Genomic DNA, 14,721 nt, shown 5'->3' on the forward strand with positions numbered 1-14,721 from the left:
ACATGTTGAGTGGAAAAAATGGGCACATTGCTGTGCCCGCTTGGCGGAGTTGGCGTGGCTGGGGAGGATTCTTGTGGCGGCGGTCAACGGGGGCAGCACAGCGGCTGCAAGGTCTGTAGCAGGGTGGTCAGGGCCTTCATCTGCTCCAGCACACCGTCGCCATCGATGGCGTAGAAGGTGTGCCGCCCCTCGGTCTCCGACCGCAGGATGCGCGCACGCTCCAGCACCTGCAGGTGGCGCGCCACCACGGAGCGGTCTTGGGGCACCTGCTCGGCGATCGAGCCCACATCGGCGCGGCCCTGCAGCACCAGCACCCGCAAGATGGCCACGCGCGCGGGTTCGGACAATGCTTTGAAGAAGGCGCTGTCCAGTGCATCAATGCAGGCGGCGGCAGCGGTTTCGCGGGGGGAGGTCATGTGCAGAGCATATGTGCACATTAATGCACATGTCAATCTCGCGGCAATCCTCTTTGCCGGACGCTCCGTCAGCCTGAGGGGGGCGGCCCACTTCGGTCATGGCTCGGGCCAGGCCACCACCACCGCCCCGCGCTTGCGCCCCGTCTCCACATACGCGTGCGCAGCGGGCAAATCGGTGAAGGGGTAGGTGCGGTCCACCACGGGCTGCAGCGCACCGGCCCGGGCCAGATCCACCAGCATCTGCAGGTCCTGCACACGCTCGGGCGCAGGGCCGCCGATGCTGCGGCGTGTGCCGCGCGGGCGGGCCAGCAATTCCATCAGGCTGCCCGCCACCGACAGGTAGCGGCCGTGCTCGTTCAGGCTTGCCAGGCAGGTGGCGAAGCTGCTGGCGCCCACGGTGTCGGCAATCACGTCCCAGCGCTGCGCGGTTTGGGTGAAGTCCTGCGCGGTGTAGTCGATCACGTCGTGTGCGCCGAGCGCCAGCACCAGCACCACATTGCCCGCGCTGCACACCCCCGTGACCAGCGCACCCCGGTGCCGCGCCAGCTGCACCATGGCGCTGCCCACGGCACCCGACGCGCCAATCACCAGCACCCTCTCGCCCGCCCGCACCTGGGCCTTGTTCAGAAAGTGCAGCGCCGCCAAACCACCAAACGGCAGGCTGGCCGCTTCGACAAACGACAGCCGCGCGGGCTTGTGCACCAGGGGCTTGGTGGCGGGCAGCACGCAGTATTCGGCATGGCAGCCCATGGCAACGCCGGCCACGCCCAATACGGCGTCGCCCGGTTGAAAGCCCTGCACGTCACGGCCCACGGCCTCCACCACACCGGCCACGTCGGTCCCCAGCACCGGCTGGCGTGGCCGCGCCAGACCAAACGCCAGCCGTCCCAGCAGCCCAAATCCACGCGGCAGGTTTTGCGTGCGGATGCGCACGTCGGCCGACGACACGCTGGCCGCAAGCACCCGCACCAGCACGTCGCGCGGGCCGGGTGTGGGGCAGGGGCGCGTCTGCAGCTCCAGCACCTCGGCGCCCCCGTAGTCGTGGCACACCCAGGCCCGCAAGGTGGTGGGAGCGTGGGCCGCAGAGGGGCTGGAAAACGGGACTGCGGATGTATGGGGGGTGTCGAGCATGGGGGTTGGCAAGGTCACGGGAAGGGAGGGCAGATACGCGCAGCCGCAGAGCGTAGGCAGATACATCTCCCGCACGCAACCCGACCTTGGGTGGGGTACCTAGCGATCCGTCCGTCCAGTCCATCGTGCAGTACGCTTAAGAACCTGTTCAAGATCTTTTTGAGTGGATGCTTCGGATGCACGGCATGGGCTCGTGCCCATGCCAGCAGCCGGGGCTTCCAATCGCCCGATTTCACTCCAACCCTTCGGGCAAGGTACTTGTGCGACCCTGAAAAGATCTTGAACAGGTTCTAAGACACCCTGCGGAGGCCCCCCTTGAACCCCACCCTCTACACCGTGGCTTACCCCGAATGCGATGCACAAGACCTGCTTGCCGTGGACACCTGGCGCGCCGACAACGACCCCACCGGCCATGCGCTGATCCGCCCACATTTCACGCTGGTGTTTGCTGGTGACGGGGTGGACGCCACCACCTACCTGGCCCATGTGGCGGCAGTGGCGGCGCGCACTGCGCCCATCTCCTTTCACTGCCGCTACGCGATGCTGGGGGCCGATGCATACAGCCAGCGCGCCCATGCTTACCTGGTGCCGGACGAGGGCTACGCCGCGCTGTCGTTGCTGCACGATGCCCTGTACAGCGGCCCGCTGGCCGACCATCTTCGGCTGGATCTGCCCTACACGCCCCATATCACGGTGGGGGCGTTTGCCTCCGCCGCGCGGGCGCGGCAGTGGTGCATTGACCGCAACCTTGCAGGTGTCTCGTTGCCCGGCCGCGTGGAGGCGCTGTGGGTGGGGCAGGTGGTTGAGGGGCGGTTTGAGCACCTGGGGCAGTTTGCGCTGGCGGGCTGAACCCCTGCGGCTGCCCCTACACTGCGGCCATCTGGTTCCCCCAAAGCCGTGAGGCCTTGGACTTCTACGGGAGGTTTGGACAATGCCCATCCAGCTCGATCACCTCATGGTGCCCGCCCGCGACAAACTGGCCGCCGCCCGGCTGCTGGCCGAACTGCTCGGCGTGCCCTGGTCCGAAACCGGCGTCGGGCCGTTTGCGCCCGTGTTCGTGAACGATGGTTTCACCATCGATTTCGACGAATGGCCCGAGCCCATTCCGCGCATCCACTACTGCTTTCTCGTGAGCGATGCGGAGTTCAGCGCCATCCTCGCGCGCATCCAGGCTGCGGGCATCCCGTACCGCAGCGCCGTGCACGGCCCCGTGGACGGGCAGGTGGACACGGCCCACGGTGGCCGCATCGTCTACTGGAACGAACCCGATGGGCACCAATGGGAGATGCTGACCGTGAGCTATGCGCGTGCCGCAGCGGCTTGAGGGCTGAATTTCAAGTGAAATTGGCCGCTAGCTCTTAATCTATAAGCGCTAATAGCTATCAAATTTATAGTAATTGCCGCCTGTGATTCAAGGCCGCTGCGCCATCACCAGCGCATACAGCGCCTGCGCCGCCACCGACAGGCTTTCGTCCCGCCGCCGCACCAGGTAGATCTGCCGTGTGAGCCCGGGCAGCGACAACGGCCGCGTGACCAGCCCCGGCTGCTCGAAGTGGAACAGCGTGAGCGCCGGCACCACGCTGATGCCCAGGCCCGCGCGCACCATGCCCATCACGGTGGCGAGCTGCTCCACCTCCATCAGCGTGTGCATGGCCTGCGGGTGCAGGGCGGCCTCCAGGTACTGGCGCACGCTGCTGGTGCGCGCCAGGTGGATGAAGGGCCAGGCCGCCAGGTCCTGCGCGGTGATGGCCTTGCGCCGGCGTGCCAGCGGGTGGTCTGCGGGGCACACCAGGTAAAAGCCGTCGCTGCAAAACGGCTCGGCCTGCAGGGCAGGGGTGTCGGCGCGGATGGCGGCCAGCGCGAAGTCGGCATGGCCGCTGGCCACGCGCTCGATGCACGGCTCGGACAGCACGTCGGCGATGTCGATCTCGATGCCGGGGTGCGCCGCGCGGTACTGCGCCAGCACGGCGGGCAGCCAGCCCGCGGCCAGCGACGGCAGCAGCGCCACGGCCACGCGCCCGCGCTGCAGCGTGGCGGCATCGCGCACGGCCGACAGTGCGTTGGTGATCTCTGCGCGGATGCGGCGGGCCGATTCCAGAAAGTTGTGCCCCTCGGGCGTGAGGTCCACATGCCGCGTGCTTCGGTCGAACAGCCGCAGGCCCAGGTCGTCCTCCAGCGCGCGGATCAGGGCGCTGAACGCCGGCTGCGACAGGTGGCACAGGGCTGCCGCGCGGGTGAAGCTGCGCTGCTCGGCCAGCGCGATGAAGGCGTCGATCTGGCGGCTGGAAAGGTGGGCGGTGCTCATGGGTAAACGCTAGGGCAGAAGAGCCTCAAGGGCTATTTATCTGCAATACAGATGGATTCATCATAAATATCGATTTCACAGAATACCGCAGTGTTTCTACAGTGGGGCCCAGGAGACACATATTCATGGCGAACAACACCCAACTGCGGGTCGGCTGCGCCGCCGGCTTTTCGGGCGACCGCACGGACGCGGCCTTGCCCGTGGTGCAGGCGCTCATTGCCAGCGGCCAGCCGTCGGTGCTCATCTTCGAGACCCTGGCCGAGCGCACACTGGCCCTGGCGCAACTGGCCCGCCGCACCGACCCCGATGCCGGCTACGAGCCGCTGCTGACCGACCTGCTGCGCCCCGTGCTCGGGCTGTGCCTGGCGCACGGCGTGCGCATCGTCAGCAACTTCGGCGCGGCCAACCCGCACGGCGCGGCACGCCGTATCCACGCGCTGGCGGCTGAGCTGGGTCTGGCCCGCCCACGCATCGCCGTGCTGCAGGGCGACGACCTGAGCGGCCCCGCCCACCGCGCCCTGCTGCAGGACGCCCTGGGCAGTGCCATGCCCACCGAGCCCATCGTCAGCGCCAACGCCTACATCGGCGCACAGGCCATTGCCGATGCGCTGCGCGCCGGGGCCGACATCGTGGTCTGCGGCCGCGTGGCAGACCCATCCCTCGTGCTGGGCCCGGCGCTTGCGCACTACGGCTGGGCCACTGACGACTGGGACCGCCTGGCCCGCGCCACCATGGCCGGGCACCTGCTCGAATGCGGCGCGCAGGTCACGGGCGGCTACTTTGCCGACCCCGGCTACAAGGACGTGCCGGGCCTGGCGCAATTGGGCTACCCCATCGCCGAGATCGACGCCGACGGCCACTGCACCATCACCAAGCCGCCCGGCACCGGCGGGCGCATCGACGAGCGCACCGTCAAGGAGCAGCTGCTGTACGAGCTGCACGACCCCGCGGCGTACCTCACGCCCGACGTGGTGGCCGACATCACCCAGGCCCGCGTGCAGGCCGTGGGCACCGACGCCGTGCGGCTTACCGGCGTGCGGGGCCACGCGCAGCCCCCTACGCTCAAGGTCAACGTGTGCTTTGAATCCGGCTGGTTCGCCGAGGGCGAAATCTCCTACGCCGGCCCGCGCGCCGAAGCCCGCGCACGCCTGGCGGGCGAGGTGCTGCGCGAGCGGCTGGCCGGCCTGGGCCCGCTGCGCATCGACCTGATCGGCGTGACCAGCATCTTTGGCGACGACACCAGCCGCTGGCTCGATGCGCCCGCCAACGGCAGTGGCGACGCCCGCGACGACGTGCGTGATGTGCGCCTGCGCGTGGCCCTGCAGCACCGCGACCACGCCAGCGCCCAGCGCCTGGTGCGCGAGGTGACCGCGCTTTATACCTGCGGGCCTGCCGGCGGCGGCGGCGTGCGCACCGCCATGCGCCCACGCCTGGGCACGGTGTCATGCCTGGTGCCGCGCGATGCCGTGGCCGTGCGCTTCGAGATGGTTGATTGAGGGACCACACACCATGACTTCTGTAACCCAGGCCGCAACCCAGCCCGCCACCACGGCAACCATCACTGTTCCGCTTTATCGTCTGGCCCACAGCCGCACCGGCGACAAGGGCAACCGCTCCAACATCAGCGTTATCGCCTGGCACCCCGCGCTGTGGGATGTGCTGGTCGAGCAGGTCACCGAAGCCGCCGTGGCGCGCCAGTTCGCGCTGCGCCAGCCGCGCCAGGTCACGCGCTACCTGCTGCCCCAGCTGCAGGCCATGAACATCGTGCTGGACGATGTGCTGGACGGCGGCGTGAACGACGCGCTCAACCTCGACAGCCACGGCAAGGCGCTGAGCTACCTGCTGCTGGACTTGCCCCTCACCTTGCCCGCGGCGCTGGCGCCGCACTTGGGCGGGCCGACACCGTAGCCGTCGCTTGTTTGACTGGTTCCCGACTCCCTTTCCGCTTTTCCATACCTATACACAAGGAGACAAACATGAACCGATCCATTTCACTGTTGAACCTGTGCCGACGCCACGCGATGGCCGCCGCCGTGCTGGCGCTGGGCGCGCTGCAGGGCGGGGCTGCCCATGCGCAGGCATATCCCGCCAAGCCCATCACCTTCGTCGTGCCGTTCGCGGCCGGCAGCGCCACCGACCAGCTGGCGCGCGCGCTGGGCCAGTCCATCACCACCGACACCAAGCAGGCGGTGGTCATCGACAACAAGGCCGGTGCCAGCGGCATGATCGCGGCGTCTGCCGTGGCCAAGGCGGCGGCCGACGGGTACAGCGTGCTCATCACCACCAACACCACACACGCGGCCAACGAGCATTTGTACAAGAAGCTCTCGTACGACCCGGTGAAGGACTTTGCGCCCGTCACGGGCCTGGGCAAGGGCGGGCAGGTGCTGGTGGTCAACGCCACTGCGCCGTACAAGAACGTGGGCGAGCTGCTGGCCTTTGCCAAGAAGAACCCCGGCAAGCTCAGTTTTGGCAGCGGCAGCTCGTCGAGCCGCATGGCCGGCGAAATGCTCAAGCAACTGGCCAGCGTGGACATCCTGCACGTGCCCTACAAAAGCAACCCGCTGGCCATCACCGACCTGCTGGGCGGGCAGATCGACCTGATGATCACCGACACCTCCACCGGCGTGCCCCAGGTCAAGGCCGGCAAGCTGCGGGCCCTGGGCTACTCCACCCAGAAGCGCAGTGCACAGTTGCCCGACGTGCCCACGCTGGACGAAGCGGGCGTGAAGGGCTACGACATGGGCTACTGGTTTGCGGCCTACGTGCCGGCCGGCACGCCCGCACCGGTGGTGGCGCGCCTCAACGAGCTGCTCACGGCGGCCACCAAGAGCGCAGCGGCCAAGAGCTTCTTCGACAACGCAGGCTCCGAGGCGTGGACGACCACGCCCGATGAACTCGCCAAGTTCCAGGCCGCCGAAACCCAGAAGTGGGGCAAGGTGATCAAGGCCGCCGGCATCGAGGCCGAGTAAGCCGCAGCCCGGCGCGCTGACCTGCGCTGGGTTTCATCTCCTCCTTCCATATTTCTTACGCAGCCTGCCTTTCACCGGCAGGTGTGGGCGAAGCCTTGCCTGCGTGCGGCACACAAGACGCCGCCACTTTTTCTTAGAGCCGCACAAGCGGCCACTACCACCCATCCATCCAAGGAGACAACATGCAATCCCTTCATGCATTCGGAAAACTCGCGCTGACCGCCGCTGCCGCTACGGCCTTCGCAGCCTGCGGAGGCAGCAGCAACGATTCCGCCCCGGGCCCGGCCTTCAAGCTGGCAATCACCTCCACTGAAGCCTTCCCCGGCAGCTACGGCGATGTGGGCGAATACGAGCGCCTCACCGGCACCGTCAGCGGCGAGGTCGACCCCAAGGACCCCAAGAACGCCACCATCCAGGACCTGGCGCTCGCGCCCACCAACGCCAACGGCATGGTCGAGTACCAGGCCGACTTCGTCATGCTCAAGCCCAAGAACATGGCCAAGGCGAGCGGTGTGCTGCGCTACGACGCGCCCAACCGCGGCAACATCCTCACCATGCTCAACCCCACGGCCACGCCCAGCGATGCGGTGTACCTGGAGCGCGGCTACGTGATGCTGTATTCGGCCTGGCAGGGCGACGTGCCCAAGAGCACGCCGGCGCGCCTGACGGTGACGGTGCCCGTTGCCAAGAACAAGGACGGCAGCAGCATCACTGGCCCCTACCGTGCCGAGCTCGTGCCCACCGTGGCCAGCCCGTCGATGGCACTGCCCGGCGGCGTGTTCAATGGCTCCATGATTCCTTACGAGCCCGCCAGCCTGGACAACACCCAGCCCGGCTATTCGCTCACTCGCCGCGCCAACGAAACGGATGCACGCACGCCGGTGCCGGCCAGCGACTGGAAGTTCGCCAGCTGTGACGCGGGCGCCAACGCCTTCCCCGGCACCGCCAGCCCCACCAGCGTGTGCCTCAAAGGCGGGTTCGACCCGGCCTACCTGTACGAGCTGGTCTACGTGGCCAAGGACCCCAAGGTCATGGGCGTGGGCCTGGCCGCGCTGCGCGACACGGTGAGCTTCTTTCGCGGCAAGTCGGCCGACTCGTCGGGCACGCCCAACCCGCTGGCGGGCCGCATCCAGTACACGCTGGGGCAGGGCACCTCGCAGTCGGGCAACGCGATGAAAACGTTCTTGCACCTGGGCTTCAACCAGGCGCTCGACGGTGGCAAGGTGTTCGACGGCATCTTCGCCCACGTGGCCGCGCGCCAGACCCACATCAACACCCGCTTTGCGGTGCCCGGCGGCGGCGGGGGCCTGCGCACCGACCACACGGCCTTCGGCCAGACGGCGCCGCGCGGGCTGGACAAGGACTACCAGGACGACATCAGCGGCCGCCAGGGCGGGGTGATGAAGCGCTGCGCCGCCACCACCACCTGCCCCAAGTTCTTTTTGGGCCTGTCGGGCACCGAGTTCTGGCAGCTGCAGGGCTCACCCGTGCTGACCGATGCCCGCGGCACCAAGGATCTGGCCCAGCCCGAGAACGCGCGCATCTACTACTACGCCAGCACCCAGCACGGCGGCGCAGGGGGCACGGCCAGCATCGCGTACGCGCCCACGCGGGCCACCTACCCCACGGGCACGGTGGTGCACTTCAACGACACCTTCCGCGCGCTGTTCCTGAACCTGGAAGACTGGGTGGTGCGCGGCACGCTGCCGCCCGCCAGCCAGGTGCCACGCATCGACAACGGCACGCTGGTGCGGCCCGAGGCGCTGGCCTTTCCGGTCATGAAGGGGCTGACCTGGGCGGTGGGCGGCGTGCAGACGGCCATCCCTGAGTTCAGCTACCGGGGCCTGTACAACAACTTCCCCCTGTTCGACTTTGGCCCGCAGTACATCCCGCAGGACGAATCGGGCGTCGCCACCATCCTGCCCCCGCGCAACCTGGGCCGCGACTACGCCATCATGGTGCCGCAGGTCGATGCGTCCACGGGCCTCACCCGCGCCGGCATCCGCAGTGTGGAGGCGCGTGCGCCCTTGGGCACCAGCATCGAGTTCAACTACGTGGCCACGCCCGGCATCACCGACCTGGCCAACCTCACCGGCAGCTTCATCCCCTTCCAAAAAACGCGCGCCGCGCGCTTGGCGGCGGGCGATGCGCGCACGTCGCTGGAGGAGTTGTATGGCACACAAGACGGCTACGTGGCGGCCGTGACCGAGGCCGCCAACGCGCTGGTGGCGCAGCGCCTGCTGCTGCAGCGCGATGCGGACCTGCAGATTGCGCGGGCCAAGGCGGCAGCGGTGCTGCCCTGAGGTGATGGCGCGGCGGGGCCCGCTTCCACTCCCTCTCCCCTTGCGGGAGAGGGCCGGGGGAGAGGGGGGTTGATAAAGCACCATGCCCCTTGGCGATAGCCCCCTCTCCCCAGCCCTCTCCCGCAGGGGGAGAGGGAGCAAGAGTCCCGCAAAGTTCCGGCGGGCTTGGGTATTCAAGAAAAAAAGCCTGTGGCGCTTGACCAGAAAGCGCTGATGGCTATCAAAAACGTAGCGTCACATCGACCCACGCCCCCCTACCACGGCACCCCTGCAAACCGCAGCACCAAAAAATCCAGCAGCGCCCGCACCGCCGGCGACAGGTGCCTGCGCGAGGTGTACAGCGCGTGGATGGTCATCACCGGCAGGCTCCACGCGGGCAGCACGGCCTGCAGTTCGCCGCTGTGCAGATAGGGGTTGACCAGGTAGGTGGGCTGCAGTGCGATGCCGCCACCAGCCAGCGCCGCGCGCATCAGCGTGGTGGCCTCGTTGGCGCTGAAGGGGCTGGTCACGCCCACGCGGGCGACCTCGTCGCCGCGGGTGAGCTGCCACACGCTTTTGCCAAAGTTGGCGTAGCTCAAACAACGGTGGCGGGTCAGGTCGGCGGGCTCCTGGGGCGTGCCGTGTGCCGCCAGGTAGGCGGGCGATGCCACCAGCGCCGAATCGCAGCGCGCCAGCGGCCGGCCGATGAGCAGCGGGTCGGGCTCGGCGCTGATGCGGATCGCCAGGTCGATGCGGCGCTCCACCAGGTTCAGCGAGCCCTCGCTGGCGTCCAGGTCGATCTTGAGCTGCGGGTGCTGCGCCAAGAAGTCAGCAATCGCCGCGCCCATCTGCGCATACGCAAACGACACGCTGCAGGTGATGCGCAGTTGCCCGCGCAGCTCGCCCTCGGTGGTGGTGGCGGTTTCTTCTTCCAGGTCCTGGGTCAGCGCCAGCATCTGCTGGCAGCGGCGCAGCGCCAGTTCACCGGCATCGGTCAGCGTCACGCTGCGGGTGGTGCGCTGCAGCAGCCGCGCCTGCAGCCACTGCTCCATCTCGCCCACATAGCGCGTGACCATGGCACGCGACATCTCCAGCCGGTCTGCCGTGGCGCTGAAGCTGCCGCTGGTGGCCACTTCCACAAACACCCGCATGGCGGTCAGACGGTCCATATTTGCTCTATTTGTGCAACAAATATGCGCATTTTATGGGGTTTATTGGATCGATTGGTGCAAATAAACTTCATTCCGCCATCAACGCAAACCCCTTCAAACCCCTTCAAACCCTGGAGAAACCGCCATGTTCCGCACCACCCTCATCGCCGCCACCCTGTCCCTTGCCTTTGCTGGCGCCCACGCCGCCCAGCCCCTGCAGATCAAGGTCTACAACGCCGACGGCAACAGCTTCAACGTCAACTCCACGCTGGTGTACGGCGAGAAGGAGGCCATGGTCATCGACGCTGGCTTCACCCGTGCCGACGCGCTGCGCATTGCCGCCAACGTGTTCGACAGCGGCAAGGAGCTCAAGACCATCTACGTGAGCCAGGCCGACCCCGACTATTACTTCGGCGTGGAAACGCTCAAGGAATTTTTCCCCAAGGCTGAGGTGGTAACCACCCCCGCCGTGCTGGAGAAGATCAACGCCAAGCTCGCCGGCAAGCTCGCCTTCTGGGGCCCCAAGATGGGTGCCAATGCACCGCGCACGCCTGTGCTGCCCAAGGCCATCAGCGGCAATACCCTCACGGTGGACGGCCAGACGGTCGAGATCCGTGGCACCACCGGCCTGCTGGCGCACCGCCCTTATGCGTGGATTCCTTCGGTGAAGGCCGTGGTGGGCAATATCGGCGTGTTCGGCAACCTGCACGTGTGGACGGCCGACACCCAGACCGTGGCCGAGCGCAGCGCCTGGATCGCCCAGCTTGACGAAATGGCTGCCCTGCAGCCCACCGTAGTGGTGCCCGGCCACATGCTGCCCGGCACCACGCTGGACTTGACAGCGGTGACCTACACCAAGGGCTACCTGCAAGCGTTTGAGAAGAATGCCGCCGCCACCAAGACGGGCGCCGAACTCATCGACGCGATGAAGAAGGCCTACCCTGCAGCGCCCATGGGCCTGTCGCTGGACATCGGCGCCAAGGTGAACAAGGGCGAGATGAAGTGGTAAGCCCGTAGTCAACAGCAACCCTCACTGGAGTCAAGAATGAAACCGTTCAAAGTGTTCCTCGTCGCTGCATCGCTGGCCGCAGTTTTCTCTGCCAATGCGTTTGCCCAGACCAACAAGGAAATCGTCGTGGCCGGCATGAAGGGCCTGTTCATCACGCGCGATGCCTCGGTCATCGACAAATACTGGTCCCCCAACTACATCCAACACAACCCTGCGGTGCCCAACGGGTCCGAGGTTCTGAAGGGGTGGGTCGGCAGCCTGCCGCCCGACTTCAAGTACGAGCCCGGCATGGTGGTGGCCGAAGGTGACTTCGTCATGATGCACGGCCGCTACGCGGGCATGGGCCCCAAGGTCATGATTGGCGTCGATATCTTCCGCCTGGCCAACGGGAAAATTGTGGAGCACTGGGACGTCTTGCAAGAAGAAACGGTCAAGACGGTCAGTGGCAACCCCATGTTCACCAACCCCCAAAAGTGATCGGACACCAGATCGTGCCAACGCACTCCCTTCAACCCGTCCTGGATCACCTGCACGCCGGGCGCTGGAACGCGGCGCACGATCTGGTGCAACACGACGGCTCCATGCTCGCCGCCTGGCTCCACGGCATCCTGCACCTGCAAGAGGGTGATCTGGAAGATGCCGAGAACTGGTACGACCGTGCAGGCCGCCACTTCCGCAGCCGGGGCACCCTCGCCGAAGAGCTGGCGCTTTTCGAGGCCGCGCTGGCTTCATCCTCACCCCCTGACGTTGAAAGACCCTGATCCATGCCCTCCATGCCCACCACGGTGACCTATCTGTTCGACCCCTTGTGCGGTTGGTGCTATGCCGCCGCGCCGGCGCTGCAATACCTGCAAGGCGTGGACGGCGTGCACGTCTCGCTGGCGCCCACGGGCCTGTTTGCGGGCGCCGGGGCGCGGCCCATGGATGCGCAGTTCGCTGCGTACGCCTGGTCCAACGACCAGCGCATCCAGCGGCTCACAGGCCAGCCCTTCACGCAGGCCTACCGCGACCAAATTCTGGGTGCTGCGTCCGGCCGCTTTGATTCAGGCCCTGCCACCCTCGCGCTGACCGCCGTGGCGCAGACTGCGCCTGAAAGTGAACTGGAAGCCTTGCACGCATTGCAGCACGCACGTTATGTGGAAGGCCGCGACACGGCAGAACCCGAGGTGCTGGCGGACCTGTTGCGGGCTTTGGGCCTGGCGGATGCCGCAGCGTTGACGCACGCAGCCACTGCCGCGCTGCACAACCTGGTGGCCGAACGCATCGCCAGCGCCCAAGCAACGCTGCGCGCCGTGGGCGCCCGGGGCGTGCCGCAATTGGTGGTGGCGGGGCCGGGCGGTGCGCTGCGGTTGATCGGGGGCGATGCGCTGCTGGGGCCGCGCGAAAAGCTGCTGGAGCACATCCTGGCGGCCTGACGCCGTGGATGACCGGCGGCGGCGCTCAGGCCTTGGGTAGCAGTTCGCCCCGCCGCCCCAGTGTCCGCACCACCTGTTCGTACATCGCATCCACAGCCGGTGAGCGCAGCGACACCTTGCTGCGCAGCACCGCCACATTCATCGAAGCCAGCGGCGGAAGGTCAAACTCCGCGGGCAGGTTCTGCAAGATTTGCAGATGGGCTGGCGCGCTGCACCGCGTGAGCACCGCCACCGCCAAACCGCTCTCCACCGCAGCCAGCTGGCCCGCCAGGCTGGAGCTGTGGTACACGATGCGGTAGGCTCGGCGCCGCGTGTCCAGTGCCGCCAGGGTGGCCTGTCGGGCCATGCTGGCCGATTCGTACACCGCAATCGGCAGCGGGTCACGCCGCCACGCTTCAAACTGCGCAGCCCCCACCCACACCAGCGGCTCTTCAAACAAAAAATGCCCCCGCTGCGGCTTGTCGCGCGAGACGAGGGCCAGGTCCAGCTCGCCGCGCACCACGCGTGGGATGAGCGAGGTCGATTGCTCGCAGGTCAACTCAATCTCCACGCCCTGGTACCGGTGCGAAAAGCTGCGCAGCACCGGTGTGAGGTAGGTCGATGCGTAGTCGTCCGGCACCCCCAGCCGCACCCGGCCCGCCAGCTGCGGGCCGAACAGCGCCGCGTGCGCCTCGGCCTGCAGATCGAGCACGCGGCGCGCGTACGACAGCAGCTCGGCCCCGGCGGGTGTCACCTCCAGATGGCGCGGCCCGCGCAGCAGCACTGGGCGGCCTAGTGCGGCCTCCAGCTTCTTGATCTGCATGCTGACCGCCGACTGCGAACGGTGCACCAGCGGCGCCGCGCGCGAGAGCGAGCCCGCGTCCACCACGGCCACAAAGGCGCGCAGCCAGTCAATCTGGAAATCGGGGTAGTTCATCGCGTCAGCTCTCTGGTTTTGTGTTGGCAAAACCTGTCGGGATAAAAATTCGTTTATCGAATGGTATCTGTTCGAACTATGCGCTTTACACCAGTGTGCCAATCTTCGAGCATCGACGGCATGAACCAGAAAGCCAGTGCCGCCACGCCCTCATCGCTTGCCGCGCCTATCCCCTCCACAGTGCCCGCCAGTACCCGCGAGCGGGACGGCCAGTGGTTGCTCATCGCCGGCGGCGTGCTGCTGGGCACCATCGGTGTTTTTGTGGAAGAGGCGGGCCAGCATCCGCTGGTCACCGTGTGGTTCCGCTGCGCATTCGGTGCGCTGGCGCTGCTGGCCTGGTGCCTGGCCACGGGCCGGGGGCGTCAATTGCTCTTGAACGGGCGGGCGCGCTGGGTGGCCTGCGCCACGGCCGTGCTCATGGTGATGAACTGGGCGCTGTTCTTTGCAGCCATCCCGCGCACGTCCATCGCCGTAGCCACGGTGATCTTCCACATCCAGCCCATCTGGGTCATCGTGTTTGGCGCGCTCTTCCTGCGCGAGGCCGTCTCGCCCACGCAGTGGCTGGCCACCCTGGCCGCGCTGGGCGGCCTGGTGCTGACCACCGGCTTGCTGGACGGCGCCGCAGCCGCCGCGGCCAACAGTAGCAGCGGCGGGTACATGGCCGGAGTGCTGATGTGCCTGGGCGGCTCGCTCTGCTACGCGGGCGTGACGCTGCTCGCCAACACGCAAAAGGCCATCAGCCCCTTCGCGATGGCGCTGTGGCAATGCCTGGTGGGCGCCGTGGCGCTGGTGTGGGCGCCTTTTGTTCTGGGCGGGCCGCAGCAGGGCACCGCATGGGCCTGGCTGCTGGGCCTGGGTGTGGTGCACACAGGCCTGGCGTACGTGGTGCTGTTCGCCGGCATGGCCCGCCTGGCGCTGGGTCGCATTGCAGTGCTGCAGTTTGTGTACCCGCTCACGGCGGTGCTGGTGGACTGGGTGGTGTATGGCCGCACGCTCAGCCCCTTGCAACTGGGCGGCGTGGCGCTGATGGCCGCTGCGCTGTGGACCATCCGGCGGCCGGGTGTGGCCCCCGCCACGGCGGCGAGCTGACCTCCCCGCTGTGGGGGCCGCAAAACTCGCGGCCT

General features: G+C 67.4%; 16 protein-coding genes. 11 read left to right on the top strand and 5 right to left on the bottom strand.

Annotated features, from left to right (window positions below; translation table 11 throughout):
• Positions 1-83 precede the first annotated feature (83 nt).
• Together ASE39_RS23575 and ASE39_RS23580 are read right to left on the bottom strand one after the other, a co-directional pair.
• Complete coding sequence (locus ASE39_RS23575; protein ID WP_010461063.1) at positions 84-416, bottom strand: metalloregulator ArsR/SmtB family transcription factor; 333 nt, start codon at positions 414-416, stop codon at positions 84-86.
• A 96-nt stretch (positions 417-512) separates the two neighbouring features.
• Complete coding sequence (locus ASE39_RS23580) at positions 513-1,565, bottom strand: NAD(P)-dependent alcohol dehydrogenase (protein ID WP_242421545.1); 1,053 nt, start codon at positions 1,563-1,565, stop codon at positions 513-515.
• A 297-nt stretch (positions 1,566-1,862) separates the two neighbouring features.
• Between ASE39_RS23580 and ASE39_RS23585 the strand changes: the two genes are divergently transcribed.
• Both ASE39_RS23585 and ASE39_RS23590 read left to right on the top strand, forming a co-directional pair.
• Positions 1,863-2,396, top strand: a complete 534-nt coding sequence (locus ASE39_RS23585; protein WP_057272711.1) for a 2'-5' RNA ligase family protein — start codon at positions 1,863-1,865, stop codon at positions 2,394-2,396.
• Positions 2,397-2,478: 82 nt separating this feature from the next.
• On the top strand, positions 2,479-2,871 hold the full coding sequence (locus ASE39_RS23590) for a VOC family protein (RefSeq protein ID WP_057272712.1): 393 nt from the start codon (positions 2,479-2,481) through the stop codon (positions 2,869-2,871).
• A gap of 87 nt (positions 2,872-2,958) precedes the next feature.
• Here the strand turns inward: ASE39_RS23590 and ASE39_RS23595 are convergent, their stop codons facing one another.
• On the bottom strand, positions 2,959-3,852 hold the full coding sequence (locus ASE39_RS23595) for a LysR family transcriptional regulator (protein ID WP_057272713.1): 894 nt from the start codon (positions 3,850-3,852) through the stop codon (positions 2,959-2,961).
• A 125-nt stretch (positions 3,853-3,977) separates the two neighbouring features.
• On the opposite strand from ASE39_RS23595, the gene ASE39_RS23600 reads away from it, so the two are divergent.
• From ASE39_RS23600 to ASE39_RS23615, 4 genes are all read left to right on the top strand, one after another.
• On the top strand, positions 3,978-5,348 hold the full coding sequence (locus tag ASE39_RS23600) for an acyclic terpene utilization AtuA family protein (RefSeq protein WP_057272714.1): 1,371 nt from the start codon (positions 3,978-3,980) through the stop codon (positions 5,346-5,348).
• A gap of 13 nt (positions 5,349-5,361) precedes the next feature.
• Positions 5,362-5,760, top strand: a complete 399-nt coding sequence (locus tag ASE39_RS23605; RefSeq protein WP_057272715.1) for a hypothetical protein — start codon at positions 5,362-5,364, stop codon at positions 5,758-5,760.
• A 113-nt stretch (positions 5,761-5,873) separates the two neighbouring features.
• On the top strand, positions 5,874-6,824 hold the full coding sequence (locus tag ASE39_RS23610; protein WP_242421559.1) for a tripartite tricarboxylate transporter substrate binding protein: 951 nt from the start codon (positions 5,874-5,876) through the stop codon (positions 6,822-6,824).
• A 182-nt stretch (positions 6,825-7,006) separates the two neighbouring features.
• Positions 7,007-9,127, top strand: coding sequence for an alpha/beta hydrolase domain-containing protein (locus ASE39_RS23615; protein ID WP_057272717.1), 2,121 nt, complete (start codon positions 7,007-7,009; stop codon positions 9,125-9,127).
• A gap of 254 nt (positions 9,128-9,381) precedes the next feature.
• Here the strand turns inward: ASE39_RS23615 and ASE39_RS23620 are convergent, their stop codons facing one another.
• A complete protein-coding gene (locus ASE39_RS23620) occupies positions 9,382-10,275 on the bottom strand; it encodes a LysR family transcriptional regulator (protein WP_057223672.1) in 894 nt (297 codons plus the stop codon).
• 127 nt (positions 10,276-10,402) lie between these two features.
• On the opposite strand from ASE39_RS23620, the gene ASE39_RS23625 reads away from it, so the two are divergent.
• The 4 genes from ASE39_RS23625 to ASE39_RS23640 are packed head-to-tail and all read left to right on the top strand — an operon-like array spanning position 10,403 to position 12,681.
• Positions 10,403-11,266: an MBL fold metallo-hydrolase gene (locus ASE39_RS23625; protein WP_057272718.1), complete on the top strand. Its 864-nt coding sequence runs from the start codon at positions 10,403-10,405 to the stop codon at positions 11,264-11,266.
• A 36-nt stretch (positions 11,267-11,302) separates the two neighbouring features.
• Complete coding sequence (locus tag ASE39_RS23630; RefSeq protein ID WP_010461080.1) at positions 11,303-11,743, top strand: nuclear transport factor 2 family protein; 441 nt, start codon at positions 11,303-11,305, stop codon at positions 11,741-11,743.
• A 14-nt stretch (positions 11,744-11,757) separates the two neighbouring features.
• Positions 11,758-12,027: a hypothetical protein gene (locus tag ASE39_RS23635; RefSeq protein ID WP_242421548.1), complete on the top strand. Its 270-nt coding sequence runs from the start codon at positions 11,758-11,760 to the stop codon at positions 12,025-12,027.
• Between the two features lie 3 nt (positions 12,028-12,030).
• Entirely contained in the window at positions 12,031-12,681 is a 651-nt protein-coding gene (locus ASE39_RS23640) for a DsbA family protein (RefSeq protein WP_057272719.1), read from the top strand.
• Between the two features lie 25 nt (positions 12,682-12,706).
• Here ASE39_RS23640 and ASE39_RS23645 read toward each other — a convergent pair whose 3' ends face one another.
• Positions 12,707-13,597 carry a LysR family transcriptional regulator gene (locus tag ASE39_RS23645; RefSeq protein ID WP_010461083.1) on the bottom strand — a complete coding sequence of 297 codons (891 nt, stop codon included), beginning with the start codon at positions 13,595-13,597 and terminating at the stop codon, positions 12,707-12,709.
• A 120-nt stretch (positions 13,598-13,717) separates the two neighbouring features.
• On the opposite strand from ASE39_RS23645, the gene ASE39_RS23650 reads away from it, so the two are divergent.
• Positions 13,718-14,686, top strand: a complete 969-nt coding sequence (locus tag ASE39_RS23650; protein WP_057272720.1) for a DMT family transporter — start codon at positions 13,718-13,720, stop codon at positions 14,684-14,686.
• Positions 14,687-14,721 lie beyond the last annotated feature (35 nt).

The organism is Acidovorax sp. Root267, assembly GCF_001429215.1.
Taxonomy (GTDB): domain Bacteria; phylum Pseudomonadota; class Gammaproteobacteria; order Burkholderiales; family Burkholderiaceae_C; genus Acidovorax; species Acidovorax radicis.

Bases quoted from the DNA above. Each gene is read 5' to 3' on its own strand.
- ASE39_RS23590 (WP_057272712.1), top strand. From the start codon at position 2,479: ATGCCCATCCAGCTCGATCACCTCATGGTGCCCGCCCGCGACAAACTG.
- ASE39_RS23640 (WP_057272719.1), top strand. From the start codon at position 12,031: ATGCCCTCCATGCCCACCACGGTGACCTATCTGTTCGACCCCTTGTGC.
- ASE39_RS23595 (WP_057272713.1), bottom strand. From the start codon at position 3,852: ATGAGCACCGCCCACCTTTCCAGCCGCCAGATCGACGCCTTCATCGCG.
- ASE39_RS23625 (WP_057272718.1), top strand. From the start codon at position 10,403: ATGTTCCGCACCACCCTCATCGCCGCCACCCTGTCCCTTGCCTTTGCT.
- ASE39_RS23615 (WP_057272717.1), top strand. From the start codon at position 7,007: ATGCAATCCCTTCATGCATTCGGAAAACTCGCGCTGACCGCCGCTGCC.
- ASE39_RS23645 (WP_010461083.1), bottom strand. From the start codon at position 13,597: ATGAACTACCCCGATTTCCAGATTGACTGGCTGCGCGCCTTTGTGGCC.
- ASE39_RS23605 (WP_057272715.1), top strand. From the start codon at position 5,362: ATGACTTCTGTAACCCAGGCCGCAACCCAGCCCGCCACCACGGCAACC.
- ASE39_RS23650 (WP_057272720.1), top strand. From the start codon at position 13,718: ATGAACCAGAAAGCCAGTGCCGCCACGCCCTCATCGCTTGCCGCGCCT.
- ASE39_RS23620 (WP_057223672.1), bottom strand. From the start codon at position 10,275: ATGGACCGTCTGACCGCCATGCGGGTGTTTGTGGAAGTGGCCACCAGC.
- ASE39_RS23575 (WP_010461063.1), bottom strand. From the start codon at position 416: ATGACCTCCCCCCGCGAAACCGCTGCCGCCGCCTGCATTGATGCACTG.
- ASE39_RS23600 (WP_057272714.1), top strand. From the start codon at position 3,978: ATGGCGAACAACACCCAACTGCGGGTCGGCTGCGCCGCCGGCTTTTCG.
- ASE39_RS23630 (WP_010461080.1), top strand. From the start codon at position 11,303: ATGAAACCGTTCAAAGTGTTCCTCGTCGCTGCATCGCTGGCCGCAGTT.
- ASE39_RS23610 (WP_242421559.1), top strand. From the start codon at position 5,874: ATGGCCGCCGCCGTGCTGGCGCTGGGCGCGCTGCAGGGCGGGGCTGCC.